Raw genomic sequence first — 25,052 nt, forward strand, 5'->3', positions numbered from 1 at the left:
GACGCCGACGCGCGCAAGGCGCTGATGGCGCTGCGCAACGAGGTGGCCAAGGCGGTCGTGGGGCAGGACGCGGTGGTCACCGGGCTGGTGATCGCGCTGCTGTGCCGGGGGCATGTGCTGCTGGAGGGCGTGCCGGGCACCGCCAAGACGCTGCTGGTGCGCGCCCTGGCGCGAACGCTGGACCTGGAGTTCAAGCGGGTGCAGTTCACCCCCGACCTGATGCCCGGGGACGTGACCGGCTCGCTGGTCTACGACAACCGGACGGCGGAGTTCGAGTTCCGCGAGGGGCCGGTGTTCACCAACCTGCTGCTGGCCGACGAGATCAACCGGACCCCGCCCAAGACCCAGGCGTCCCTGCTGGAGGCCATGGAGGAGCGGCAGGTGTCGGTGGAGGGCGTGCCGCGCCCGCTGCCCGACCCGTTCGTGGTCTGCGCGACCCAGAACCCCATCGAGTACGAGGGGACCTATCCGCTGCCGGAGGCCCAGCTGGACCGCTTCCTGCTGAAGCTGACCGTGCCGGTGCCCTCCCGGGAGGAGGAGATCGCGGTGCTGCAACGGCACGCCGAGGGTTTCGACCCGCGCGACCTGTCGCAGGTGCGCGCGGTGGCCGGGGCCGCGGAGCTGGCCGCCGGGCAGCGGGCGGTCCGCGCCGTCCACGTGGACCCCAAGGTCACCGGGTACGTGGTGGACCTGTGCCGGGCCACCCGGCAGTCCCCCTCCCTGCAGCTGGGGGTCTCGCCGCGCGGGGCGACCGCGCTGCTGGCGACGGCGCGGGCGTGGGCGTGGCTGTCGGGACGCGACTATGTGACCCCCGACGACGCCAAGGCGCTGGCCCGTCCCACGTTGCGGCACCGGGTGCAGCTGCGCCCGGAGGCCGAGCTGGAGGGCGCCACCGCCGACGGCGTCCTGGAGGGCATCCTCAACACCGTCCCGGTTCCGCGGTGAGCGCTCCGGGGAGGGTGCGATGGCGCTGACCGGACGGCTGGGGCTGCTGGCGGCGCTGGGCGCGCCGGTCGCGCTGCTGCTTCCCCACCGGTGGACGCTGCCGGTGATCTGGGGGGCGCTGCTGCTGGGCGTGCTGGTGGACCTGGCGCTGGCCGGGAACGTGCGCCGGCTGCGGCTGCACCGGGAGGGCGACGCCAATGTGCGGCTGGGAGAGACCGCCCGCGTCACGCTGACCGTGGAGAACCCGGGGCGGCGCCGGGTGCGGGGGCGGCTGCGGGACGTGTGGCCGCCGAGCGCGTCCGCGGCTCCGCGCCTGGTGGACCTGGATGTGGCGGCCGGCGGGCGGCAGCGGGTGGTGACGACGCTGACGCCGCGGCGGCGGGGCGACCGGCACGCGGTCACCGTGACGATCCGGTCGGTGGGGCCGCTGGGGCTGGCCGCCCGCCAGCTCGACCGGCCCGCGCCGTGGACGCTGCGGGTGCTGCCGGCCTTCCCCTCCCGCCGGCACCTGCCGGGCAAGCTGGCCAAGCTGCGGGAGCTGACCGGGCGGCACGCGGCGCTGATCCGCGGCCAGGGCACCGAGTTCGACTCGCTGCGCGAGTACGTCGACGGCGACGATGTGCGCTCCATCGACTGGCGGGCCACCGCGCGCCGCGCCGATGTGGTGGTGCGCACCTGGCGTCCCGAACGCGACCGCCGGATCTACCTGGTGCTCGACACCGGCCGCACCTCGGCGGGACGGGTGGGCGACATCCCCCGGCTGGACTGCTCCATGGACGCGGCGCTGCTGCTGGCCGCGCTGGCCTCGCGGGCCGGGGACCGGGTCGACCTGCTGGCCTACGACCGGCGGGTGCGGGCCCGGGTGGAGGGCGTCTCCCGGAGCGACCTGCTGCCCGCGATGGTGCAGGCGATGGCGCCGCTGGAGCCGGAGCTGATCGAATCCGACGCCGCCGGGATGGTCACCGCGGTCCTGTCCCGGGTGCGGCAGCGCTGCCTGGTGGTGCTGCTCACCGAGCTCAATGCGGCGGCCCTGGAGGAGGGCCTGCTGCCGCTGCTGCCCCACCTCACCGCCCGCCACCTGGTCATGGTCGCCGCGGTCAGCGATCCCCGGGTCGGGGAGATGGCCCGTTCCCGCGGCGACCTGGCGGCGGTCTATGACGCCGCGGCCGCCGAACGCGCCCGTGCCGAACGCCGCCGGCTGACCGCCGAGCTGCGCCGCCACGGGGTGGAGGTGGTGGACGCCGCCCCCGGCGACCTGGCTCCCGCGCTGGCCGACGCCTATCTGGCGCTCAAGGCCACCGGGCGGCTGTGAGAACCGAGCCGCGGCGGTCCCTTGTGGTGAACGCCCGGGGCCACCGGATGCGCCCGGGCGTCCGGGCGGGAAGGCGGCGGGGTCAGCCGGAGGTGGGGGCCAGGTCGGGGCGCAGGTCGGCGTCGCCGGTCTCGCCCTCGCGGACGGCCGGACGGCCCAGGGCGATCACATAGGCCAAGAAGACCAGCTCGGCGAGGAGGCCGATGCCGATGCGCAGCCAGGCCGGCTCCACCCGTCCGGTCACGAAACCCTCGATCAGGCCCGAGACCAGCAGCACCGGCACCAGGCCGAGCGCGATGGAGACCGTGGCGCGGCCCTCTTCGGCCAGGGCGTGGCCTCGGGTCCGCGGGCCCGGGTCGATGACCGTCCAGCCCAGCTTCAGGCCGGCCGCGCAGGCCAGGTAGACGGCGGTCAGCTCCAGCAGGCCGTGCGGCAGGATCAGACCGAAGAACAGCCCGCCCCGGTCGTGGGCGAACATGAACCCGGCGATCGCGCCGATGTTGAGCTGGTTGGCGTACAGCACATACAGGGTCGGGATGCCCAGCAGGATGCCGAAGATCAGCGCCACGGCGGAGACCCAGGCGTTGTTGACCCAGACCATGAAGGAGAACGACTGGGCCGAGTGCTCGACGTAGTAGTCGGCGAAGTCGTGCTCGACCAGCCGGCGGATCTCCTCGGGGGTGCCCAGGGCGGCCTGCACCGCCGGGTCGTGCACCACCCAGATCGCGTACGCCAGCGAGAACAGGTTGCCCGCCGCGGCCACGCCCAGCCACCACCAGCGCAGCCGGTAGGCCGTGGCCGGAAACGACCTGGTCAGGAAACGCGTGGTGTCGCGCCACAGCGGGGCCTGGGCGCCCGCCACCGCCGCCCGGCCCCGGGCCACCAGCGACGACAGCCGCCCCACCAGCGCCGGATCGGGGGCGCTGGAGCGCACCACCGAAAGGTGGGTGGCGACCCGCTGGTACAGCTCCACCAGCTCGTCGATCTGTGCGCCGTTCAGCCGCCGGCTGTGATTGATCAGCCACTCCAGGCGTTCCCACTCGGCGTGATGGGCGGCCACATAGGCGTCGACGTCCACCCGTGGAGACTAACCCGGCGCGCCGGGGACCGTCCGGCCGTCCGGAGGGCGGGCGGCGGGCAGACTGGGCAGCGGGCACCGGCGGGCGCCGGGGACCGATCGCGAGGGGGCGTTCCACATGTCCGAACTGGTCACCGGCGAGGCCGTGGCGCTGGAGATCCGGGTGGCCCGCCTGGCCGGCCGGGCCTGCGCGCTGGTGCTCGACCTGGTCTTCCAGGTCATGCTGCTGAACGTCGCGCTTTACCTGGCCGCGGCGACCAACGCGATCGCCGACGAGGCGTGGGGCGTGGGGCTGGGCATCGTGGCGGTGGCGGGCGTGCTGGTCGGCTACCCGTGCGCGTTCGAGACGCTCTCGCGCGGGCGGACGCCGGGCAAGCTGGCGGTGGGACTGCGGGTGGTGGCCGACGACGGCGGCCCGGTGCGCTTCCGGCAGGCGTTCGTGCGCGCCCTGGCGTCGGTGGTGGAGATCTGGGTCCTGTTCGGGGCGCCCGCCCTGGTCGCCTCGCTGTTCAACCGGCGCGGCAAGCGGCTCGGCGACCTGTTCGCCGGCACGGTCGTCATCCAGGAGCGGGTCCCCACCACGGCGATCTTCGGCCCGGTCGCGGTGATGCCCCCGCAGCTGGCCGACTGGGCCCGCTCGCTGGAACTGTCGCAGCTCCCCGACGGGCTGGCGCTGATCGCCCGCCAGTACCTGGCCCGCTTCTGGGAGCTGCTGCCGGAGGCCCGGGACGCCCTGGGCCGGCGCATCGCCGGTCAGGTGCTGGCCGTGATCAGCCCGCCCCCGCCGCCCGGCGTCCGCCCGGAGATCCTGCTGTCGGCCGTCCTCGCCGAACGCCGCCGCCGCGAGGAAGAGCGCCTGGCCCGGCACCGCGAACACCGCCTGCGCATGCACCGCGCACTGGGCCTGCCCGCCCCGCCACCGGGACCGCCGGCACCCGGCCGCCCCACACTCCCGCCTCCCTCTGCCTCACCGCCCTCGCGCTAGCCGGAACCCCGCGAACGACCGGCGGGGCGTCCGGAAGATGCCGCACCGCCTCCCGGACGCCCCGCCGGACCCATGAGCCGCCCCGCGGGAGATCAGGAGAAAAGCGCCTCGACAGAGTCGACACGAGCAGCACGCAACAACCAGGCATTGAGCTGCTCCTCATCCCGACAGGCCGAAATCCGCTCCCTAGCCTCCTGCGACACCTCCACACCGCGACCATCCAACAGCATGAGGACGGCCTCAGCCTTGGCCTCCGCTCTGCCTTCTTCTCTGCCTTCTTCTCTGCCTTCTTCTCGGCCCTCTTCTCGGCCCTTCTGCCTGCCCTTCTCCTCCAGGCTCTGGAAGAGTTCGCTGACGTAGGGACGCTCGTCGGTGATCATCATCCTCTCCAGGATCTTGCGGGGCGCCTCGGGGAGAACACCAAGGACATACTCAGCGTAACGCCTCGTCTTCTCGAGGCCGGTGGTGTGGAGTTCGGCCAGGCCGTCCAAGACGGCCTGGAAGATCTCCTTTTGTTTCGGGCCGGAGGAGTGCAGGAACACCGAGAGGACGGCCCGGTCGGGGTCGGCGGCGAACTCGCTGCCCTTGGTGATCGCCCGGATGTGGGCGGCGTCCAGCACCAGCGGGATCAGGGTGTGTCCCGGATGGCCGCTTTCGATCGGGGTGGCGCACCACAAGGCCGTGTCGGGGTCGGGGGCGATCACCATGAGGACGGCCGGGCAGCGCTCGCGGGCGCGGAACATGTGCAGGTACAGCGGCCAGGTCCAGCGTTTGTCCTCGTCCTTGCGGCGCTGCACCTCGATGATCACGCCCAGTCTCTCGGCCGCGCTCTCCAGCAGCACCACGGCGTCACCGCTGTACTCGCTGGTCTTGAGGTCGGTGAACGACTCGGACATGGCCCGCGCCCGCTCGTACGGGGGGACCCGAACTCCTAAACCGGCCACGGCCTCGGCCGCCAGTTCGGGGGACGAGCGGAAAAGCTCGGCCAACATGTCATGTTGCTGTGTCGGCATGAACCGAACATTAACGGGAATCGTCATGTCACGTCAGGCAATTCGTCATATCGAATAACATTCGACGTCCAGAAGGTCATGGAAGTCCCAAAATAAGCCACTGACTGAAACGTTCATACCTGAGCAATGCTCGAATCTTGGAACGCCGACACCGCCGAAGCACGCCCGCATCCCGCCGAATCAAGAGAAGAAGCCGCCCCAAAACCACTTGGTGACATATGAGATGTTTTGCCCAGACGAGGTTTCGTCACATGGCCCCTGCCGCGAAGGAGCAGGGATCAAGGCGACAAGTTGGGCGGCGAGTCCAGGTCGGTCAGTTCGATGCCCGGGGCCGCCAGGACCACGTCGCCCGCCAGGTGGACGGTGCGGGTCTCGCCGGTGGACAGGTCGGTGATCTCGTGGCGTTCGACCGGGAGCGGGACGGTCTCGGTCTGGTGTGTTTCGATCTCCGCCAAGTGCCAGCGCACATCGACGGTGAGGGCGGCCAGGGACGGGCCCTGGATGCGGACCAGGCGCACGGGGACGTCCCGGCCGGGTTCCAGGCGCAGCCACCGGGCGACCGCCACCAGGAAGGCCGGGGAGTCGCCGAGGAAACCGGCGGCCCGCACGCCGTGCTCATCGGGGGCGGCGTCTCCTGCGGCCGGGTGGCGCACCCACAGCAGGTCGTGGCCGGCCGTCCCGCCCCGGATCAGCCAGGACGGGGTGGCCAGTTCGACGCGGATCTGCCGCCAGCGGCCGTCCACGGTCAGATCCACCCGGGCGCCGTCGGGGCGCTCCCCCACATAGCGCCAGCCGCCCGGGCCGGGCGCGCATTCGAAGTGCTCCTCGAGGGGTTCTTCCCCGCTCAGGTGCAGGTAGGTGCCGCGCGGCATCGCACCAGCCTATGAGCCGTGCTGCCAGGAGCTCAGGTAGTCCTGCTGCTCGGGGGTGAGGGTGTCGATGCGCACCGACATGGCGGCCAGCTTGAGGCGGGCCACCTCCATGTCGATCTCGGCGGGGACCTGGTAGACGGCCGGGGTGAGGCGCTGGTGCTCGCGGGCCAGCCAGGCGCAGGTGAGGGCCTGGTCGGCGAAGGACATGTCCATGACGGCGGCCGGGTGGCCCTCGGCGGCGGCCAAATTGACCAGCCGTCCCTCGGCCAGCAGCACCAGGCGGCGGCCGTCGGCCAGCACGTACTCGTCGGCCTGGGGGCGGACGTCCCGGTGCACCTCGACGGCCAGGTCGGCCAGGGCGCGCACGTCGATCTCCACGTCGAAGTGCCCGGAGTTGGCCAGGATCGCCCCGTCCTTCATCACCGCGAAGTGCTCGGCGGTGATCACGTCGCGGTTGCCGGTGGCGGTGATGAACACATCGCCCACCTCGGCGGCCTCGGCCATCGGCGCCACGGTGAAGCCCTGCAGCACCGCGTCCAGCGCCTTGACCGGGTCGATCTCGGTGATCACCACGCGGGCGCCCATGCCGCGGGCGCGTTCGGCCAGGCCGCGGCCGCAGTAGCCGAACCCGGCGACCACGATGGTCTTGCCGGCCAGCAGGGTGTTGGTGGCGCGGATGATGCCGTCCAGGGTGGACTGGCCGGTGCCGTAGCGGTTGTCGAACATGTGCTTGGTGGCGGTGTCGTTCACCGCCACCATCGGGAAGCGCAGCGCCCCCTCGCGGGCCATCTGGTGCAGCCGGATGACCCCGGTGGTGGTCTCCTCACAGCCCCCCAGCACGCCCTCCACCAGGTCGGTGCGTTCCAGGTGCAGGGTGTTGACCAGGTCGCAGCCGTCGTCCAGGACCAGGTCGGGGCGGGTGTCGAGGGCCTGGTGGATGTGCCGGTAGTAGCCCTCGCGGTCGATGCCGGCGCGGGCGAAGACCTGCGCGCCGTACTCGGCCACCAGCGCGGCCGCGGTGTCGTCCTGGGTGGACAGCGGGTTGGAGGCGGCCAGCGCCACGCTCGCCCCGCCCGCCTGCAGCGTGCGGATCAAATTGGCGGTCTCGGTGGTGACGTGCATGCAGGCGGCGATGCGCAGCCCGGCCAGCGGACGCTCGGCGGCGAACCGCTGCCGGATCCGGCGCAGCACCGGCATGGCCCGGTCGGCCCACTCGATCCGCTTCACTCCGTCGCGGGCCAGCGAAACGTCCGCGATGTCACTGGTGTCCATCAGCTCACTCCGCCCGTCCGCCGCGCAGGACGCCCCGCGCGGCGGTCTCCTCCGCGCCCCCGAACCGCCGTGATCATATTGCCGTTTTACGGACGGCCCTATGACCACGGCGGCAGGGGTGCCGGGGCCGAGCGGCTTGAGATCGCCCTGCGCGCGCCGCGGCGGCCCGGACGCGCGCAGGGCCCCGGTGACATCCGCTCAGTAGCGGTAGTGGTCGGGCTTGTAGGGGCCCTCCACGTCCACGCCGATGTACTCGGCCTGCTCCTTGGTCAGCTTGGTGAGCTTGACGCCCAGGGCGTCCAGGTGCAGGCGGGCGACCTTCTCGTCCAGGTGCTTGGGCAGGGTGTAGACGCCGACCGGGTACTGGTCGGTCTTGGTGAACAGCTCGATCTGCGCGATCACCTGGTTGGTGAAGGAGTTCGACATCACGAACGAGGGGTGGCCGGTGGCGCAGCCCAGGTTCATCAGCCGGCCCTCGGCGAGCACGATGATGCTGTGGCCGTCGGGGAAGGTCCAGGTGTGGACCTGCGGCTTGACCTCCTCCTTGACGATGCCGGGCACCTTGGCCAGGCCGGCCATGTCGATCTCGTTGTCGAAGTGGCCGATGTTGGAGACGATCGCCTGGTGCTTCATCTTCGCCATGTGCTCGGCGGTGATGATGTTGAAGTTGCCGGTGGCGGTGACGAAGATGTCGGCGATCGAGACGACCTCGTCCAGGGTGGTGACCTGGTAGCCGTCCATGGCCGCCTGCAGCGCGCAGATCGGGTCGATCTCGGTGACGATGACGCGGGCGCCCTGGCCGCGCAGCGCCTCGGCGCAGCCCTTGCCGACGTCGCCGTAGCCGCAGACCACGGCGACCTTGCCGCCGATCAGCACGTCGGTGGCCCGGTTGATGCCGTCGATGACGGAGTGGCGGCAGCCGTACTTGTTGTCGAACTTTGGACTTGGTGACCGAGTCGTTGACGTTGATGGCCGGGAAGCGCAGCGTGTTGTTCTTGGCCATCTCATACAGCCGGTGGACGCCGGTGGTGGTCTCCTCGGTGACGCCCTTGATGGCCTTGACGGTCTCGGTCCAGCGGCCCGGACGCTCGGCGATGGTGCGGCGCAGGGTGTTCAGGAAGACCTTCCACTCCTCGGAGTCGTCCTCGGAGGGGGTCGGCACCGCGCCGGCCTCTTCGTACTCGGCGCCCTTGTGGACCATCAGCGTGGCGTCGCCGCCATCGTCGAGCAGCATGTTCGGCGGGCTGCCGTCGGGCCACGACAGCGCCTGCTCGGTGCACCACCAGTACTCCTCCAGGGTCTCGCCCTTCCAGGCGAAGACCGGGACGCCCTGCGGGTTGTCGGGGGTGCCGTTGGGGCCCACCACGACCGCGGCGGCGGCGTGGTCCTGGGTGGAGAAGATGTTGCAGCTCACCCAGCGGACGTCGGCGCCGAGCTCGACCAGCGTCTCGATCAGCACGGCGGTCTGCACGGTCATGTGCAGCGAGCCCATGATCTTGGCGCCGCGCAGCGGTTTGGCCGCGGCGTATTCGCGCCGTACCGCCATCAGGCCGGGCATCTCGTGCTCGGCGAGCCGGATCTCCTTGCGGCCGAACTCGGCCAGCGAGAGGTCGGCGACCTTGAAGTCCATGATTGCGAAAGCTCCTCAGCGTCGCGGGTACGGCTGCGAGTCTAGGGCCGCCGCTCCCGGCTTGGCAGGAGCGAAGGCGACTTCTTGACACTAATTCGTCAGAATTGACGGCATGCGTATCACAGAGGCCGCCCGGCGGCTGGGCACCTCGCCCCGGATGCTCCGCTACCGCGAAGCCCTGGGCCTGCTTCCCCCCACCCGGGAATCGGGGGGCCATCGGCGGTTCGGGGAGGCGGAGCTGCAGGCCGTGGCGCTCGCGCTCGCCCTGGAGCGGCGCTATGACATCAGCCCGGCCGAGCTGGCCTTCGGCCTGCGGGTGCTGGCCGAGCCGGAGGTGCAGGCCCGGGTGCGCGAACTCGGCGAGCGCATCGGCCGGCTGTCGGCGCGGCCCACCCGCGCCCTGGACTTCGAAAAGGAAAAGGCCCTGCGCCTGCTGCGCCGCACCTGAGAGCTCAGGTGCGCACGAAGAGGAGATAGCCGAGATAGACGAGGTAGGCCAGGACGAATGAGCCTCCCTCCAGCCGCGTCAGTTCGCGGCCGCTGACGAACGCGGGCACGCAGACCAGGACCGCGGCGACCATGAGGGGCAGGTCGATGCGGACCAGCTGCGCCGCCAGCTCCACGCCATCGGAGGGCACCAGCGCCGTCACCCCGAGGATGAGGGCGATGTTGTAGACGCTGGAGCCGATCAGGTTGCCCACGGCCACGTCCCGGTGGTCGCGGATCGTGGCGACGACCATGGTGGCGAACTCCGGTGCCGAGGTGCCGACGGCCACGATGGTCAGCCCGATGACGGCCTCGGAGACCCCGAACCGCCGGGCGAAGTCCACCGCGCCGTTCACCAGCCAGTCGGCGCCGGTGACGATGACGACGATGCCGGCCAGCAGCACGCAGCACTCGGCGGCGATCATGCCCGCCGAGTGCCCGTGGGCGGGCGGCGGCGTCTCCTCCTCGTATTCCAGCCGGACGTCCGCGCTCTCGCGCCGGCTGGAGCGGACGATGACGACGGTGTAGCCGACGGCGATCGCCACCAGCAGCGCGCCATCGAGGCGGGAGAGCCTGCGGTCGGCGACCAGCGCCAGCAGCACCACCGCGGTGAGGCTCATCATCGGCAGGTCCAGCCGGAGCGTCCGGCCGTGCAGCGGCAGCGGCCGCAGCAGGGCGCTGAAGCCGAGGATGAGCATGAGGTTGACGACGTTGGTCCCGGCGATGTTGCCCACCACGATGTCCCCGGCGCCGATCAGGGCCGCGTCGATGCCGATGGCCAGCTCGGGCGCGCTGGTGCCGATCGCCACGATCGTCAAACCGATGATCATCGGTGCCACGCCCAGCCGCCTGGCCAGCCGCGCGCTGGCGCGCACCAGCAGCTCGGCCCCCACCACCAGGGCGGCGAGCCCGGACAGGATCAGCACGGCGGCGCCCCCTCGGGGCACGCGCCCGGGAGGCCGCCGCCCATCCCTGTCATCGGCCGCCGGAGCCGCCGACGACCGCCACGGGGCAGCGGGCGCGGTGCACCACCGCATGGGCGACCGATCCGGCGAGCATCCCGTGGAAGGCGCCGCGGCCGCGCGAGCCCACGACCATCAGGCCGGCCTCGGCCGACGCCTCGATCAGGACCGGTTCCGGCGCGCCGTCGACCCTGCGGGTGAGGACTTGGAGCCCGCGGCGGCCGGACCGGGCCGTCGTGCGCGCCCGGCGCAACGCCGCGTCGGCCCCGGCCCGGACCTGCTCCGGATCGACGCCCGGCGCCAGCATCTCCCCGGTGCAGCAGATCAGCTCCAGCCGGGCCCGCCGGCCGCTCGCATAGTCGGCGGCGAAGGCGACCGCTTGCAGGGCGGCCGGGGAGCCGTCCACCCCGGCCACCACGGGACGGCCGGGCCCGGCGGTCCACTCGCCCATGCCCTGCTCCACCACGACCACGGGGCACTCGGCCCGGGCCGCCACGGAAAAGGAGATGGACCCCAGCAGGGTCTCCACGACCGGCCCGCGGCCCCGGGAGCCGACCACGACCAGTTCGGCGTGCGCCGAGGCCTCGATCAGCGCCCGGGTGGGGCTGGTCACCACCGTCATGCCGCCGACCTCAAGGCGCGGGCAGACGGCCAGGGCCTCGGTGACGCCCTGTGCCGTCACCTCCTCGGCCGCCTCCAGCGCACCGGGCTCAAAGGCCAGCGGCTCGGTGCCGGACGACAGCGTCATCCCGGGCCAGTTCGCGGCGAACAGCACCGTCAGCGGAACGCCCCGGTGGTCCGCCTCGCGCGCCGCCCAGGCCAGCGCGTCCCGGGCGTACTTCTTCCCGTGGTAACCGACCACGACCGGCGATGCGCTCATCGGCTCCCCCTGCGTCGGCTGCGCCGGTCTGCGGCGACTTCACACCCCCACGGTGTCCGGTACCCACCGTGACGGTGCCGTCGCACACTCCTTTTCAGGGCCGGTTCAACATTCGTTCCGCTGGGAGGGGGCCACTCTCATTCAGGGGCGGAAAGCGCATCAGTGCCCCGCACTCGGCTCCGCCGCTCGATTCAGGGACCGCCTTGGGGCGCCGCCACCGCTCGTCTCAGCGCGGTGGTACCTCCGTAGGGGACCTCCCCCTGCAGGACGATGCGTTTTCCATCCTTGCGGCGGACGATCGGGGCACCGCCGTGAACGTAGTCTCGTCGGTGTGACGGGCCGGGAGCGCTCGCGCACCGGGGGGTCGCGATGCCGGGCCGGCCGTCTCACGGGAGGACATCCTCGCCGGCACGGCCGCGGGCGTCTTCAGCGGAAGACGACCGGTCTCGCCTGGGCTGGGGTCGCTGGGCCGGGCCCGCGGCCGGCCGGCGAGGACTCTTCGAAGGTCAGGAGGCCGCCGTCTCCGAGACGGTCTCCTCCGGGGAGGCCTGGTAGAGGTCCGGCTCCAGGTAGATCAGCCGCGCGTGGGGGAACTGGGAGCGCACCTTCTCCTCGGCGGCGTTGATGCCCCGGGCGATCTCGGCGGCGGTCTCGTCGTGGTGGACGGCGATCTTGGCGGCGATCAGCAGTTCCTCGGGGCCGACGTACTGGGTGCGGATGTGGATGACCCGGGCGACCTCCTCCACCGACTCCAGGGCGGCCACGATCTGCTGCTCGACCTCCGGGCCGGCGCCCTCGCCGATCAGCAGGCTCTTGGTCTCGACGGCCAGGATGATCGCGATGGCGGCCAGCAGCAGTCCGATGGCGACGGTGCCGACGCCGTCCCAGACGCCGTTGCCGGTGATGACGGCCATGGTGACGCCGAACAGCGCCAGGATCAGGCCGACCAGCGCGCCGAGGTCCTCCAGCAGCACCACCGGCAGTTCGGGGGCCTTGGCGTGCCGGACGAACTGCACCCAGGACTTGTCGCCGCGCAGGTGGTTGGACTCCTGAATGGCGGTGCGGAAGGAGAAGGACTCCATCAAGATCGCCACGATCAGCACGCCGAAGGCCCAGGCCGGGGATTCCACTTCGTGCGGATCGGTGATCTTGTGGATGCCCTCGTAAAGGGAGAACGCCGCACCCACCGTGAACAGCACCACCGCTACGACAAAGGCGTAGAAGTAGCGCTCCCGTCCATATCCGAAGGGGTGCTGGGGAGTGCGGGCCCGTTCGGAACGCTTGCGGCCCAGCAGCAGCAGGCCCTGGTTGCCCGAGTCCGCCACCGAGTGAATGGACTCGGCCAGCATCGACGACGAGCCGGTGAACACGAACGCCACGAACTTCGAGGCGGCGATCCCGAGGTTGGCGGCCAATGCGGCGATGATCGCCTTTGTTCCGCCTTCAGCACTCATTTACGCAATCCTCGCTTTGAGCTCTTGGATGGCAGACACGGGCGTGGGGTCGACGCCCAGTGCGATAGCCAAGTAAACCGTGACGTAGTCGCTCATAGCGATGAGACTGGCGATTCTCTCCAGGGGATGCACTCCCTCGGCCGTGATCTCGGTCACCGCGATGCCGCGCTCGCGGGCCAGCTCCGCCGAGATCTCCCGCCGCTTGACCACCTGGGGGTGCTCGTCGGCATCGCGCAGCATCACCAGGTGCAGCCGCGTCCTTTCGGCCTCTTCGGCCCGGTCGCGGAAGAAGTCGTCGATGTCACCGGCCGTCCCGCCGGCGAAGAACCCGTCGAAGGCCACCACCTGGTTGTGGTTGGCCTCCGGCAGCCCGCCGAACACCGCCGGGTATTTGGCGTTCTCGTTGAGCTGGCAGCACATGCGGTAGGCGACGGTGGCGGCCAATTCCGACGAGCCCCACACCATCGGCAGCTCACCGGCCAGGTCCAGGGCGATCTGCTTGGCGGGGTTGACGAACGACTCGCTGGTGGGGCGGCAGCGGTAGGCCACCTCCTCCAGGCGCCGGGCGGTGGCCTCCAGCACCTCGTCGGAGACGCGGGTGAGCCCCAGCTCGCGGGCGGCCAGCACCAGCGGGATCGACAGCCCCCACAGCGTGGAGCGCGGCTGCCCGGCCGAGCGCACCGGCACGAACGGCGCCCGGGCCCGCGCCGCCAGCTCGGCCAGCGGGGAGTCCTCCCCGCCCACCATCAGCATCCGGCAGCCCCGCCGCATGGCCTCGGCCGCCACCAGCAGGGTCTCCTCGGTGGTGCCGGAGCACGACACCGCGATCACCAGGTCGGCCGCGCCCACCCAGCCCGGCAGCCGGTAGCCGCGCACGGTGACGATCGGGACGGGGCAGCCGACGCCGCAGACCGCGGCCAGCACGTCCCCGGAGATCCCCGAGCCGCCCATGCCGGCGACCACCACGGCCCGCGGCCGTCCGTCCTCGGCCAGCCGCTCCAGCCCCGCCTCCCCGGCCAGGTACCGGGCCTGCCGGACCTGCGCCGCCGACGAGGCCACCTGCCGCAGCATGTCACCGGGATCCGCGGCGGCCAGCGCCTGCGGATCATCCAGCCGCCCGGAGTCAACGATCACGCTCACGTCTCTCCTCATCCCCCGCGTGCCCGCCGGCCGGTCCCGCCGCCGGTTCGCACGCGTTCCCCCGCTCGCTACGACACGCCCTTCCCCCGTCGCGCGCCGCCTCATCCTTGCGGCGGCGTGCACTCCCCGGTCAGGTCCGCGCCGCGCGCCCCCGGCCCGCACGCGTTCCTTTCTCGCCCGCGGCACGTTCCAAGGCACGACCTTCCCGCGCGGTGTGACGCTTCATCCCCGACCCGCTCTGCCGGGGCTTGGATCGGCCTTCGTGCCGCGTGCCGCCGGCCGGATCACGAAGACGGGGTCCGGGCCTCGTCCACGAGAAGGACCGGGATGTCATCGCGCACCGGGTAGGCGTAACCGCACTCGCCGGTGCACACCAGTTCGTCCGCCTTCTCATCGGCCCGCAGGGCTCCCCGGCAGTTGGGGCAGGCCAGGATGTCCAGCAGCCAGGAGTCGAGCTTCATCTATTTCTCCCTAACGATGGCCAGGACCTCGTCGCGGACGGCTGCCATCGTCTTGCCGTCGGTGGCCTCCGCGTTGAGACGCAGCAAAGGCTCGGTATTGGACGGACGAAGGTTAAACCACCACTCGTCGGCGCTGACCGTCAGCCCGTCGAGCTCGTCGATGGTGACGCCCGGACGGCCGGCGAAGGCCGCGCGGACCCGTGCGGTCGCCGCGGCCTGGTCGGCCACTTCGCTGTTGATCTCACCGGAGGCGGCGTAGCGGTCGTATTCGCGCAGCAGCTTCGACAGCGGCTCCTCTTGCTCGCCGAGAGCGGCCAGCACGTGCAGCGCCGCCAGCATCCCCGAGTCGGCGTACCAGAAGTCGCGGAAGTAGTAGTGCGCCGAGTGCTCGCCGCCGAACACCGCGCCACTCTCGGCCATGGTCTGCTTGATGAACGAGTGGCCGACCCGGGTGCGGATCGGGGTGCCGCCGTGCTCGGCGATGATCTCCGGGACGGCCCGCGAGGTGATCAGGTTGTGCACGATGGGCGCGCCGGGGTGCCTGGCCAGCTCCCGCACCGCCACCAGCGCGGTGATCGCCGACGGGGAGACGATCTCGCCGCGTTCGTCCACCACGAAGCAGCGGTCGGCGTCGCCGTCGAAGGCCAGCCCGATGTCGGCGCCGCTTTCGCGCACGGCGGCCTGCAGGTCGCGCAGGTTCTCCGGGTCGATCGGGTTGGCCTCGTGGTTGGGGAAGGTGCCGTCCAGCTCGAAGTACAGCGGGACCACCTCGATCGGCGGGGCGGACGCCCCGTCGCGGCCCCGGCCGAACACCGCGGGCACGGTGTGCCCGGCCATACCGTTGCCGGCGTCCACCGCGACCTTCAGCGGGCGGATGCCGCTCAGGTCCACCAGGCGGTGCATGTGCTCGGCGTAACCGGCCAGCAGGTCGCGGCGCGTCACCGTGCCGCGGGGGCCGCCGTGGGCGGGCACCCCCTCCTCCACCAGCCTGCGGATGTCGGCCAGGCCGGTGTCGCGGCCGATGGGACGGGCGCCGGCCCGGCACATCTTCATGCCGTTGTACTGGGCCGGGTTGTGACTGGCGGTGAACATCACGCCGGGCAGGTTCAGGCTGCCGCTGGCGTAATACAGCAGGTCGGTGGAGCCCAGCCCGGCCTCGATCACGTCGGCGCCCTGGGCGGTGGCGCCCCGGGCGAACGCCGCTGCCAGCGGCTGGGAAGACGGACGCATGTCGTGCGCGGTCACCACCCGAGCCGCTCCGGTCACCCGCACGAACGCCGCTCCCACGGCTTCGGCGATGCCTTCGTCGAGCTCTTCCGGCACCACGCCGCGAACGTCGTAGGCCTTGAAGATCTTCGCGACGTCGCCCAATACCGCCCCCTGGGTCCAGGTCGTACGCCGCCGACGGCGTACCCAAGCCGAGATGAGCCTACCGGGACCCGCTCAGGCGGCCGGTACCTCCCTCGGCACGGCGCGTCCGCCTTCAGTCGGACTCCTGCTCGCCGGTGCCGGCGGACGGCTTGGCGGGCGGCGTGATGTCGGAACGGAGCACTCGCAGATGACCCCGGCGGCCCACCTCGACGCCCTGCCCCACCGGCTCCTCCTCGGGAGCGGGCCGGCGGGCGGCCTCGCGCACCGCGTCGGCGAGGGCCTCCAGGTCGTCGGTGCTGGGACGGCCGTCCTCGGCCGGCGGCAGCCGCACCAGCTCCCAGCCCACCGGGGCGGTGAGCCGCTCCGAGTGCTCCGCGCACAGGTCATAGCAGTGCGGCTCGGCGTACGTGGCGAGCGGTCCCAAGACCGCGGTCGAGTCGCGGTAGACGTACGTGAGCGTGAAGACTGCTGGCTCCTTACACGCGGTGCGGGAGCAAATTCGGGCGGGGCTCACGATGGCCGACCGTACCTCCCATCCGTCGTATACGCCACCACCACCGCGGTCGTGTCGCCATTACCGCGTCAATTCATGGGTAACCGCCCCAATACCCGCCGTGCGCCGCGCTCCGCCCGCCGTGTCGATCCACGTGCTGAACTGGGCCATCGCCAGTGACGTCCCGGGAAGATAAGCTCGGATTCGTGCGATCCCTGACCGCTACCTCGGTCCCCGCAGGACCCGGTGATCGGTGAGCGCGATGGCCTCCGGTCAAAGGATCCGGCGCCGTGACCGGCGTGGCCGCGGCGTGCGCGGCCCGCTGCTGCCGCCCGAGGCCCCCTTCGCCCTGACCCGGGCGGAGCGGTTCGACGGGCTGGTGCGCGATGAGGTGAACCGGCTCGGCCGGCGCTGGGGCCGCGAGCTGGCCGGGGTGGAGTTCGTGGTCGAGGAGGTCCCCAAGGTGGGGCCCCGGGGCGATGTGCTCGGCTTCGACGAGCCGGTGCCGCTCAGCCTGACCCGCCCCTCCGACGGCAGGCATCCGCTGCGCATCGTGGTGTTCCGGCGGCCGATCGAGGCGCGGGCCGGGATGGGCGGCGCGGGCGGCCGCGGCATCGACGAGCGCGAGCTGGCCCGCCTGATCCGCGACGTGCTGGTGGAGGAGGTCGCCGACCTGCTGGGGCTGTCCCCGGAGTCGGTGGACCCCAGCTACGACTCCCCCGACGACTGAGCCGCCCCGCGCGCTCAGGGGATCAGGACCCGCTGGGAGTCGAGCACCGGCGGCAGCAGCAGCGTGGTGACGGCCGGCACCACCGGCAGCACCGTGAACAGCCCGCCGTCCCGGCCGGTCTGCAGCACCCGGGCGGCGTGCACCGGGCCGGAGCCCGGCTGCGGGACGATCAGCACGCCGAAGCCCTTCTCCCCGGCGGGGGCGGGCGGCTCCACCTGGGCGGTGCGGCCCGCGGGGATCCGCACCTGCCGCGGGGTTCCGGCCCGGCCTCGGCCGTCCACCGTGGTGACCGTCACCGTCGCCTCCCGTTCCGGTGCGGTGAGCAGCAGCACGGACTCGAACCGGTTGTCGGCGACGACCCCGCCGGCGGCGCCCAGCGGCGCCGTGGCCGTGCCGTAGCCGACGTCGTCGCCGCGCGCGACGGCCAGTCCGGCCACCACCGGCTTGTCGGAGGTCAGCCGCACCGCCGCGGCCTTGCCCGACAGGGCGCGCTCCAACGTCACGGAGGTGACCGTGCGGGCGGGAAGGTCCACGGTGTCGCGCCCTTCGGGGGCGAACGCGCCGCTGGAGGTGAGCACCTGGATGCGGACGCGGGCGTTGTCCTGGCCGGGAACGGCCAGCAGCAGCCTGCGTTCGCCGCCGCCCTCGGGGATGCCGGGCACCGTCAGCGACGTGGCCGGGGCGCCGGCCGCCGGCAGCCAGTCCACGCCCCCGCCGTCGTCCGCCCGCACCCGCAGCGCGGCGGCCACCCGCCCGGTGGTGGCCTGCACCCGCAGGGCCAGCACCTGCGCCGTCTGCACGATCTCGCCGAGCCCTTCGGGGCCGTCCCCGATCCGGACGACCCTGGTGGAGCCGGGGTCGATCGGCAGGCCGCGCCCGTCCAGGGTGTCCAGCGGCCCCTCCCCCGACAGCGCCGTCAGGTCCACCACGGCGGTCTGGGCGTCGAGGTTGGTCAGATGCAGCTCCAGCCGGTCGGCGGCCAGCGGACCGGGGCCGACGAACCACAGGTCGGTGCCGGGTTCGCCGCAGCGGACCGCGGCCAGCCCGCGGTCGGCGCCGCTGCCGCGGTGGCTGGTGTGCTCGGCCTGCAGCCCTCCGGCCAGGGCGCCCCGCGCCTTGATCACATACGCGCCGGCTCCGTCCGCGACGTCCTTGCTCCAGGGCGTCCCCGTGCCGGTGATGGACGCGACGGCCTTGCCGTCCTTGAGGGAGGACACCTCGGCCCGCCCCGTTCCGCCGGACCCGCCCGGCGGGGTGAGGACGCTGACCGTGCCGTCGGTGGGCGCGGGGCAGGCCAGCATGGCGCTGGTGACCGGGACCCTGCGGGGCGCCCCGGCCGCCGCCTGGCCGCCGGACGGCCGTGACAGCGCCGCCGCCCCGTACAGGGCCGCCACCGCCACCAGCAAAAGCGCCGCCGTGGCGTACCGGTACCGCAGCACCTGGACGGCCAGGGCCACCAGGCGCTGCTCCCACTTTTCGGCCTGCTCCCACAGCAGCCGCCACACCGGCTCCCGGCGGCCGGTCCGATGGGTTCCGCCGCTGTCCGCCCGGTCGCCGGTCTTGCCGTCCGGGGCTTCCTTGGGCCGGTCCTGCCGGCCCGTGTCCGCGCCGGGGGCCTCCGCCGCGCCGCCGTGTTCTTGCGTCTGCGGGGACGCGGCGCCGGCCCGGCCTTCGGCCGCATCCCCGTGGCCGGGAAGCCCTCCGGGCTCGGACGCGTCCCGGGCCTTGGCCGCCGCATCGGGCCCGGCCTCGCTGGGAGAGCCGATCACACCACGGGCCGCGGGGGGTTCGGATCCGACCTTGCCGTAGGACCCGAGCACGTCATGGAACCCTGCCGCGTCGAAAGACCGGCCAAGGCCCGTGGCCCCGCCGCCGGAGCCGACCGCGGCAGAAGGTCCCGTCGTCTCGGAGGGCGCGGCCGTCCCGAAAGACCGGGCAAGGCCGAAGGAGGTGAGCGCTTCCCGGCCGCCGGACGGTTCACCGGGCCCGGTCAGATCACGCGAGCCGGCCTCGCCGAGAAGGCCGGCACCGCCCGGGGGCCAGGCCGGGGCGTGCGGCACCGTCCCTTTGTGGAGAGGGGTCGCTTCGGAAGAGCCCTCCTCATCGCGCGGCGGGGCCATGCCGCGGAGCCCGGCCACGTCGCGAAGACCGGAGCCGCCTGCGGGACCGGTCCTCTCGCGAAGGCCCGCTCCTTGGCCGCCGCCTGGTTCTTCGTGAGGGCCGAGCCCTTCGTGAAGGGCCGCCCCGTCCTGAGGGGCGGGCAGGGCACCGGGCTCACCGCCAAGACCGGACCCGTCATGGAAGCCGTGCCCATCACCGGAGCCGAGCCCTCCGGGGGAAGAGGCGGCCTCACCACGTGAACCGGGCTCATCGTGGGCGACGGGCCCGCCGGGCTCACTGCGCGAGCCGAACTCACCACCGAAGCCGCGGCCGTCGCGAGAACCGGCCCCGTCATGGGAAGCCGGTTCTTCACCGGCATCGGGCTCGTCATGAGAGCCGGTCCCGCCGCTCAGACCGGGCTCACCGCGAACATCGCGGGCGTCACCGGAACCGTCCCCCTCACGGGAGCCGAGTCCGCCGCCGGAACCGGATCCCTCAAGAAGGCCTGGTTCATCCGACGAGCCGAGCCCGCCGTGGAAACCGGGCTCGTCATGAGAGCCGGGGCCGATTCCGTCAGAGGAATCGAGTTCCTTGTGAGGGACGGGGTCGTCGTGAGGATCGAGCCCGTCTTGAGAGCCGGCTTCGTGGCGGGGGCCCGGCTCTTCGTGAGAGCCGAGTCCACCTCCAGGACCGGGCTCGTCGTGAGAGCCGTCCCCGTCCCGGGAATCCGTCTCCCCACGGGGGCTGAGCCCTCCATGGGAACCGGCCTCGCCGGGAGAGCCGGTCTCCTCGTGCGGTTCCGGCTCGTCACGAAGGCCGAGCCCGTGACCAGGGGCGGGCTCGGTGCCGGGAGGGTCGTCCGGGCGGGGAAGGTCCGGGGTGTCGGGGTGGTCGGTCATGAAGGTTCTCCGGCGGTGACCGGCGGCTCGGGTTCGCGAGCAGAGGGCGGGGCGGGGGTCGCGTCGGGACGGGCCTGACGGGCGTTGCGGCCGCGGCGGGCGCGGCGGCCCCGGCGGCGGGCGCGGCCCGGTGCCGGGAAGGCGGAGGCCCGGGCGCCGGGCAGGGCCAAGGCCGCGACGACCAGGACGGCGCCGCCCTGAACGGTCACCCAGACGTGCCGCAGCCGCATGTCCCGGCGCAGTTCGAAGCGTCCGCCGGACGGCGGGATGTCATAGGCCAGCGCCCAGCCGTCGACGCGGCGGCCGGGCAGCCGGGCGCCGTCCAGCGTGGCCCGCCACTTCCCGTCGGCGGGTTCGGCCAGCAGCAGGGTGCGGGAGCCGCCGCCCGGCGGGATGCGCACCGCGGCCTCGACCCGGCCGGCGGGCAGCGGGGTGATGCGCCCGCCCTCGATGAGCAGCAGCCGGCCGGAGGGGGACAGCAGCCGCCAGATGCCGAACTCGTCGGTGCGGCTGAGGCGGGTCAGACCGGAGGAGGCGTCCAGCACGGCCGCGGTCGGGTCCTGGGCGGGGCGGGGCACCAGGATGTACTGCACGCCCATCCGGGTGAGGGCGGCGCCGTCGCCGTGCCCGGCGGCCAGGGCGGCGACCAGGGCGTCCATCCGCCGCCGGGCGGCCGGGTCCGCCGGGGTCTCGGCGTCGCCCAGCCCGGGCTCGGCGCCCCGCAGCACGGTGTAGCCGACCCGGCCCGTCCCGTCCCGGCTCAGCACGAGGGTGCGGGGCGCGGTGGGACCGTCGATGAAACCGGGGACGGTCTCATCCGACACCTCCTGCAGCGGCCCGCGGGCGCCGCCGGCCACCCACAGCACCCCGGCCAGCGCGGGCGCGCTCAGCGCGGCCGCCATCACCAGCCCGCCGCCGATCCGGCTGATCAGGTCCCTGGCGGTCAGTGCCACGGCGGCGCGCAGCACGGCGGCGACCGCGGCCACCAGCGCCCCGGCCGCCCCCAGCAGCAGCGCCGCCCCGGGCCAGGCGGCCGCCCGCTCGGCCCCCTTGGTCACCGTGACGGCGCTGACGCCGACGGCGACCAGCAGCCCGAACAGGGTGAGCGTCCAGCCGGTCAGCACCACGGTGCGGCCGCTGCGCAGCAGCAGCGCCACCGCCGCCGGCAGCAGCAGCCCGCACAGCGCCCACCACGGCGGGGTGCCCGGCCCGCCCGGGTTGAAGGTCAGCAGCGACAACGCGCCGGGCGCCGGATCGGTGCCCGGGTGCAGTCCCGTCTCCAGCAGGAAACGCGAGGGGTGCCGCAGCAGCGTCAGCGTCCACGGCAACAGCAGCAGCGGCGGGACCCCCAGCGCGATCAGCAGCCCGCGGTCGATCCGCCGGCCGCCCCGCACGCCGAAGGCGGCCCGCACGACCAGGCCGCTCACCACCGCCAGCGGCCAGGTCAGCGGCACGAACGCCATCGCCACCGCCAGCAGCAGCGCCACCGCCCAGGCGGCCCGGCGCCGCTGCTTGCGCGGCAGCCGGCTGCTGCGGGGCAGCCCGTACATCCGGGCCGTCTGCCAGACGATCAGCGGCAGCAGCACCAGCACCACGGCGGTGCCGAGCCGTCCGGTGGAGACGGCGCCGGTGGCCACCGGCAGCAGCGCGTACGTCGCCGCGATCCAGACGCGCACGGCGGCCAGGGGAACGCGGCGCCCGTCGCCGCGGCGCAGCGCCCGGCGCCCGGTCTTCGGCGGCGGGGGCTCGACCACCAGCGCGCGGGCGGCGGCATAGGCGGTGAGCCCGGCCAGCGGGACGGCGCCCAGCAGCAGGATCGACACCGCCAGCCAGGGTTTGCCCAAGGTCACGGTGGACAGCGCGGCCAGCGCCCCCAGCGACGGCGGCGCCTGCTCGGCCGAGCCCAGGCCGACCGGGTGCCAGTTGGCGGCGTACCGCTCCCACAGGTCGCTCGCCCCGCCCGGGGCGGGCGCCAGCGCACCGCCCCCCAGCCGGTCGCCGGCCAGCAGCAGCGTCCGCTCGGCGGCCACCGCGAGGACGCCCAGCAGCAGCGTCAGGACGGCGGCGGGGCGGCTGAGCACGCGCCGCAGCCGGCCGGGACGCTCGGGGAGGTCCTCCTGCTCGCCGCGGTGGCGGCCCTCGCGGTACAGCCAGGCGGCGAGACTGTCGATGAACCGGCGCAGCGCGACGCCGCGCGGCAGGAAGCGCCGGACGGTGTGGTAGACGCGCCGGCTCCCCTCGGCCCGCGCCGCCCTGGCCCGGCGGAGCCTGCCGGGGGCGCCCAGCACGTCCCACAGCGCGGCCAGCTCATCGCGCGCCGCCTCCTGCCGTTTGGCCGCCAGCAGGTACAGCACGCGCAGCACGGTGCCCGCCAGGTTGCGGACCAGCGCCCGCGCCGCCGGCCCGGCGGGCAGGTTGGCCAGCAGGACGTGCAGCGCGTTGCGGCGGTCGCGGCGGCGCGGGGAGCCGATCGGGACGCCGATGTCGCGCAGTCCCCGGGCGGAGGCCTCGGCGTGGTAGACGACCGCGTTGCTGACCACCACCACGCGGTACCCGGCGGCGTGCACCCGCCAGCCGAAGTCGACATCGTCGCGGAAGAGCCCGAAGTCGGGGTCGAGCCCGCCCACCCGCTCCCACACGTCGCGGCGCACCAGCATCCCGGCGGTGCTGACCGCCAGCACCGTGCGGACGCCGTCGTGCTGGCCCTGGTCGAACTCCCTGCGCTCCACGCCGGTCTCGCGGCGTCCCGCCCCGTCGATGGTCACGCCGACTTCCAGCAGCAGCCGCCGGTCGTGCCAGTCGCGCAGCTTGGGTCCCAGCACGGCGGCGTTGGGGTCGGCGTCGGCGGCCTCCAGCAGCACTGCCAGGGCGTCGGCGGCCGGTGCCGAGTCGTCGTGCAGCAGCCAGATCCACTCGGTGCGGGGCTCGCCGGGGTGTTCGTCGGGAACCGGCAGCGCGGCGGCGCGGTGCCGCAGCGCCCGGGCGACCGCCTCGCCGTAGCCGGTCTCGGGCGGCAGCCGCAGCAGGTTGCCGTCGCCGACGACCTCGGTGAGCACGGCGGGGCCACGGTCGGTGCTGCCGGTGTCCACGGCGACCAGGCGTTGCACCGGCCTGCTCTGGGTCAGCAGCGCCTTGAGCGTCTCCGGCAGCCAGCGCCCCCCTTGGTGGGCGACCAGGACGGCCGTGACGACGTGGCGATCGAGAGTGGGCGGCAAGGGTCCCTCGATCTGAGTCGACGGTTGTTCCTCCCGTCCCCCGCCCGCCGGGGGACGGACCGGCCGTCCGCCGCGCGGGCGGGGCGTGCCGGGCGGCCCGTCCCGGCCGCCTGCTGCGGACGGCCGCCGGACGGACACGGCGCAATCACCATACGCTCAGGTGTACGTCTCGCGCCGGACATCCCCCCGAAACCGGGACCGGGGATGGGTCTTGCGCCACTCCCCCGCCTGCGGCCCGCAGTCCGTTCACACCGGTTTTCCGTGCGGAATCGGCCCGTGCAGATCACCGGCGCCGGTGGGGCGGGTCGGCCCCCTTATAAAGCTCAACGGCCCGAGCCGCCTGCGCTGCCGACCGGCGAAGCCGGCCGGTGGTTGAGCGACCCGGGCCGTATCAGACGGCCGACCCGGCCAGGTGCCAGGTCAGACCGCCTGGCGCTTGAGCTTGCGGCGTTCCCGTTCCGACAGACCGCCCCAGATACCGAAACGTTCGTCGTGCTGTAGCGCGTACTCCAGACACTCGGCCCGTACCTCGCAAGCTCGGCACACTTTCTTGGCCTCGCGGGTTGAGCCGCCCTTCTCCGGAAAGAAAGCCTCCGGATCCGTCTGCGCGCACAAGGCGCGCTCCTGCCAGCTCAACTCTTCACCGAATGTGCCGTGCGCCAGCGGGATCACGACCTCGCTCACGCGCACCTCCTAGCCCGTGGAGCCCCCGATCATGCCTTCCCTCGAGCCCTGGTCCCCCCGAGAAGAAGAACTACACCACTGAAATTACACGCGTGTAGCGCCTGCTCCGTCAAGCGGAACGACCTGCGGCGGGGGCATAGCGGTTGTTTCGGCGCGAAGCGATCTGCGCCGGCGGGGTTATTACTGCTGAGGACGGCTATCGCGGTACCACTCACCGCCGTTTTCCGGCCCCTGCTGCTCCTGCTGCCCATAACCCGGAGCGGACTGCTGCTGGCCGCCGCCGTAGGCGCGGGTCCACTCGCCGGCGCTCTCCTCCTCCAGCGACTGGCCGCCCTGCTGGGGCTGCTGGTAGGGGCCCTGCTGGGGCTGCTGGTAGCCGGCCTGCGGGGGCTGCGGGTAGCCCTGCTGGGGCTGCTGGTACTGCGAGTGGACGTAATTGCCCTGCTGGGGCTGCTGGTAGCCGGCCTGCGGGGGCTGCGGGTAGCCGCCCTGCTGGTAGCCGTAGTCGGGGTAGCCCTGCTGCACCTGCGGGGCGGGGGCGGCGGGCTTCATGCCCTGGAAGACGGTGAAGACGAACCAGGCACCGACGCCCATGACGGCCAGCTTGGCCGCCCCGTAGAGGAAGATCGAGAACTTGGCGACGGCGGCGCCCTCCACGCCGCCGGTGTCGGCGACCAGCCCGGCCAGCCAGGAGATCACGCCGAAGGCCAGCGCGACCCCGAAGACGCCCAGCGCCGCCAGGACGATGGTGCGGGCCTGCTTGGCGGCCGGCTCCCAGGTGGCCAGCAGCACCGCCACGACCAGGATCACGGTCACCGCGACGCCGGTGATCAGCCCCAGCTGGAGGGTCTCGGTCATCGCCCGGAGGGTGAACGTCCCGCCGCCTAGATACCTGCCCGCCAGGAGCATGACCAGGCCTGCCAGCACGTGCAGGCCGGCCGCGATGGTCAGCACCCAGGCGGCCGGTTCGCGCAGACGCTGGATCGCTTCCTTGTTCACGACATTCTCCAGATCGGTTCAGATAGCGTCCGTGTCGGTCCGCAAAGCTTTGCACACCATGCGTCCCGCTG

General features: G+C 73.0%; 21 protein-coding genes and 1 pseudogene. 6 read left to right on the top strand and 16 right to left on the bottom strand.

Features of this window, described 5'->3' with window-relative positions:
* The first annotated feature begins 24 nt into the window (after positions 1-24).
* Positions 25-945 (top strand): AAA family ATPase, encoded by a 921-nt coding sequence (locus tag BUE48_RS20155; protein WP_217265548.1) that lies wholly within the window; start codon positions 25-27, stop codon positions 943-945.
* Between the two features lie 19 nt (positions 946-964).
* Positions 965-2,257, top strand: a complete 1,293-nt coding sequence (locus BUE48_RS20160; protein WP_286990737.1) for a DUF58 domain-containing protein — start codon at positions 965-967, stop codon at positions 2,255-2,257.
* Between the two features lie 82 nt (positions 2,258-2,339).
* Here the strand turns inward: BUE48_RS20160 and BUE48_RS20165 are convergent, their stop codons facing one another.
* Positions 2,340-3,335 carry a stage II sporulation protein M gene (locus tag BUE48_RS20165; RefSeq protein ID WP_286990738.1) on the bottom strand — a complete coding sequence of 332 codons (996 nt, stop codon included), beginning with the start codon at positions 3,333-3,335 and terminating at the stop codon, positions 2,340-2,342.
* Between the two features lie 118 nt (positions 3,336-3,453).
* Here BUE48_RS20165 and BUE48_RS20170 point away from each other — a divergent pair, with 118 nt between their 5' ends.
* A complete protein-coding gene (locus BUE48_RS20170) occupies positions 3,454-4,320 on the top strand; it encodes an RDD family protein (RefSeq protein ID WP_012854364.1) in 867 nt (288 codons plus the stop codon).
* Between the two features lie 92 nt (positions 4,321-4,412).
* Here the strand turns inward: BUE48_RS20170 and BUE48_RS20175 are convergent, their stop codons facing one another.
* The 4 genes and pseudogenes from BUE48_RS20175 to ahcY (BUE48_RS20190) all read right to left on the bottom strand — a co-directional run bounded on the left by BUE48_RS20175 (position 4,413) and on the right by ahcY (BUE48_RS20190) (position 9,107).
* Positions 4,413-5,312 carry a hypothetical protein gene (locus tag BUE48_RS20175; RefSeq protein WP_286990739.1) on the bottom strand — a complete coding sequence of 300 codons (900 nt, stop codon included), beginning with the start codon at positions 5,310-5,312 and terminating at the stop codon, positions 4,413-4,415.
* Positions 5,313-5,611: 299 nt separating this feature from the next.
* The gene (locus tag BUE48_RS20180) at positions 5,612-6,205 is read right to left on the bottom strand and encodes a hypothetical protein (RefSeq protein WP_286990740.1); all 594 of its coding nucleotides are present in this window, start codon (positions 6,203-6,205) and stop codon (positions 5,612-5,614) included.
* A gap of 9 nt (positions 6,206-6,214) precedes the next feature.
* Complete coding sequence (gene ahcY, locus BUE48_RS20185) at positions 6,215-7,477, bottom strand: adenosylhomocysteinase (protein ID WP_012854368.1); 1,263 nt, start codon at positions 7,475-7,477, stop codon at positions 6,215-6,217.
* A gap of 198 nt (positions 7,478-7,675) precedes the next feature.
* Positions 7,676-9,107, bottom strand: a pseudogene (ahcY, locus tag BUE48_RS20190) (adenosylhomocysteinase).
* 112 nt (positions 9,108-9,219) lie between these two features.
* Between ahcY (BUE48_RS20190) and BUE48_RS20195 the strand changes: the two are divergent.
* A complete protein-coding gene (locus tag BUE48_RS20195) occupies positions 9,220-9,555 on the top strand; it encodes a MerR family DNA-binding transcriptional regulator (RefSeq protein ID WP_012854370.1) in 336 nt (111 codons plus the stop codon).
* Between the two features lie 4 nt (positions 9,556-9,559).
* On the opposite strand, the gene BUE48_RS20200 is transcribed toward BUE48_RS20195, so the two are convergent.
* From BUE48_RS20200 to BUE48_RS20230, 7 genes are all read right to left on the bottom strand, one after another.
* The gene (locus BUE48_RS20200) at positions 9,560-10,519 is read right to left on the bottom strand and encodes a calcium/sodium antiporter (RefSeq protein WP_286990741.1); all 960 of its coding nucleotides are present in this window, start codon (positions 10,517-10,519) and stop codon (positions 9,560-9,562) included.
* A 49-nt stretch (positions 10,520-10,568) separates the two neighbouring features.
* Positions 10,569-11,435: a universal stress protein gene (locus BUE48_RS20205; protein WP_286990742.1), complete on the bottom strand. Its 867-nt coding sequence runs from the start codon at positions 11,433-11,435 to the stop codon at positions 10,569-10,571.
* 506 nt (positions 11,436-11,941) lie between these two features.
* A complete protein-coding gene (locus tag BUE48_RS20210) occupies positions 11,942-12,889 on the bottom strand; it encodes a cation diffusion facilitator family transporter (protein WP_012854373.1) in 948 nt (315 codons plus the stop codon).
* Complete coding sequence (locus tag BUE48_RS20215) at positions 12,890-14,029, bottom strand: bifunctional phosphoglucose/phosphomannose isomerase (RefSeq protein WP_012854374.1); 1,140 nt, start codon at positions 14,027-14,029, stop codon at positions 12,890-12,892.
* Positions 14,030-14,313: 284 nt separating this feature from the next.
* Positions 14,314-14,490: a Trm112 family protein gene (locus tag BUE48_RS20220; RefSeq protein ID WP_012854375.1), complete on the bottom strand. Its 177-nt coding sequence runs from the start codon at positions 14,488-14,490 to the stop codon at positions 14,314-14,316.
* The gene (locus tag BUE48_RS20225; RefSeq protein ID WP_012854376.1) at positions 14,491-15,861 is read right to left on the bottom strand and encodes a phosphomannomutase/phosphoglucomutase; all 1,371 of its coding nucleotides are present in this window, start codon (positions 15,859-15,861) and stop codon (positions 14,491-14,493) included.
* Between the two features lie 112 nt (positions 15,862-15,973).
* Positions 15,974-16,375 carry a DUF3499 domain-containing protein gene (locus BUE48_RS20230; RefSeq protein WP_012854377.1) on the bottom strand — a complete coding sequence of 134 codons (402 nt, stop codon included), beginning with the start codon at positions 16,373-16,375 and terminating at the stop codon, positions 15,974-15,976.
* A 241-nt stretch (positions 16,376-16,616) separates the two neighbouring features.
* On the opposite strand from BUE48_RS20230, the gene BUE48_RS20235 reads away from it, so the two are divergent.
* Complete coding sequence (locus BUE48_RS20235; protein ID WP_012854378.1) at positions 16,617-17,084, top strand: metallopeptidase family protein; 468 nt, start codon at positions 16,617-16,619, stop codon at positions 17,082-17,084.
* A gap of 14 nt (positions 17,085-17,098) precedes the next feature.
* On the opposite strand, the gene BUE48_RS20240 is transcribed toward BUE48_RS20235, so the two are convergent.
* On the bottom strand, positions 17,099-18,904 hold the full coding sequence (locus BUE48_RS20240; RefSeq protein ID WP_286990743.1) for a DUF5719 family protein: 1,806 nt from the start codon (positions 18,902-18,904) through the stop codon (positions 17,099-17,101).
* A 552-nt stretch (positions 18,905-19,456) separates the two neighbouring features.
* Between BUE48_RS20240 and BUE48_RS20245 the strand changes: the two genes are divergently transcribed.
* Positions 19,457-20,161 carry a hypothetical protein gene (locus BUE48_RS20245; protein ID WP_286990744.1) on the top strand — a complete coding sequence of 235 codons (705 nt, stop codon included), beginning with the start codon at positions 19,457-19,459 and terminating at the stop codon, positions 20,159-20,161.
* Here BUE48_RS20245 and BUE48_RS20250 read toward each other — a convergent pair.
* From BUE48_RS20250 to BUE48_RS20260, 3 genes are all read right to left on the bottom strand, one after another.
* The gene (locus BUE48_RS20250) at positions 20,080-23,298 is read right to left on the bottom strand and encodes a glycosyltransferase family 2 protein (protein WP_286990745.1); all 3,219 of its coding nucleotides are present in this window, start codon (positions 23,296-23,298) and stop codon (positions 20,080-20,082) included. The genes BUE48_RS20245 and BUE48_RS20250 overlap by 82 nt on opposite strands.
* Positions 23,299-23,718: 420 nt before the next feature.
* Positions 23,719-23,982 carry a WhiB family transcriptional regulator gene (locus BUE48_RS20255; RefSeq protein ID WP_012854383.1) on the bottom strand — a complete coding sequence of 88 codons (264 nt, stop codon included), beginning with the start codon at positions 23,980-23,982 and terminating at the stop codon, positions 23,719-23,721.
* 180 nt (positions 23,983-24,162) lie between these two features.
* Positions 24,163-24,981 carry a mechanosensitive ion channel family protein gene (locus BUE48_RS20260; RefSeq protein ID WP_012854384.1) on the bottom strand — a complete coding sequence of 273 codons (819 nt, stop codon included), beginning with the start codon at positions 24,979-24,981 and terminating at the stop codon, positions 24,163-24,165.
* Between the last annotated feature and the right edge of the window lie 71 nt (positions 24,982-25,052).

It is taken from the genome of Thermomonospora sp. CIF 1 (assembly GCF_001896795.1).
Taxonomy (GTDB): domain Bacteria; phylum Actinomycetota; class Actinomycetes; order Streptosporangiales; family Streptosporangiaceae; genus Thermomonospora; species Thermomonospora curvata.

Excerpts from the sequence above, each read along its gene's own strand:
- BUE48_RS20195 (WP_012854370.1), top strand. The coding sequence starts at position 9,220 with ATGCGTATCACAGAGGCCGCCCGGCGGCTGGGCACCTCGCCCCGGATG.
- BUE48_RS20180 (WP_286990740.1), bottom strand. The coding sequence starts at position 6,205 with ATGCCGCGCGGCACCTACCTGCACCTGAGCGGGGAAGAACCCCTCGAG.
- BUE48_RS20235 (WP_012854378.1), top strand. The coding sequence starts at position 16,617 with ATGGCCTCCGGTCAAAGGATCCGGCGCCGTGACCGGCGTGGCCGCGGC.
- BUE48_RS20220 (WP_012854375.1), bottom strand. The coding sequence starts at position 14,490 with ATGAAGCTCGACTCCTGGCTGCTGGACATCCTGGCCTGCCCCAACTGC.
- BUE48_RS20155 (WP_217265548.1), top strand. The coding sequence starts at position 25 with ATGGCGCTGCGCAACGAGGTGGCCAAGGCGGTCGTGGGGCAGGACGCG.
- BUE48_RS20170 (WP_012854364.1), top strand. The coding sequence starts at position 3,454 with ATGTCCGAACTGGTCACCGGCGAGGCCGTGGCGCTGGAGATCCGGGTG.
- BUE48_RS20175 (WP_286990739.1), bottom strand. The coding sequence starts at position 5,312 with ATGTTGGCCGAGCTTTTCCGCTCGTCCCCCGAACTGGCGGCCGAGGCC.
- BUE48_RS20160 (WP_286990737.1), top strand. The coding sequence starts at position 965 with ATGGCGCTGACCGGACGGCTGGGGCTGCTGGCGGCGCTGGGCGCGCCG.
- ahcY (WP_012854368.1), bottom strand. The coding sequence starts at position 7,477 with ATGGACACCAGTGACATCGCGGACGTTTCGCTGGCCCGCGACGGAGTG.
- BUE48_RS20205 (WP_286990742.1), bottom strand. The coding sequence starts at position 11,435 with ATGAGCGCATCGCCGGTCGTGGTCGGTTACCACGGGAAGAAGTACGCC.
- BUE48_RS20210 (WP_012854373.1), bottom strand. The coding sequence starts at position 12,889 with ATGAGTGCTGAAGGCGGAACAAAGGCGATCATCGCCGCATTGGCCGCC.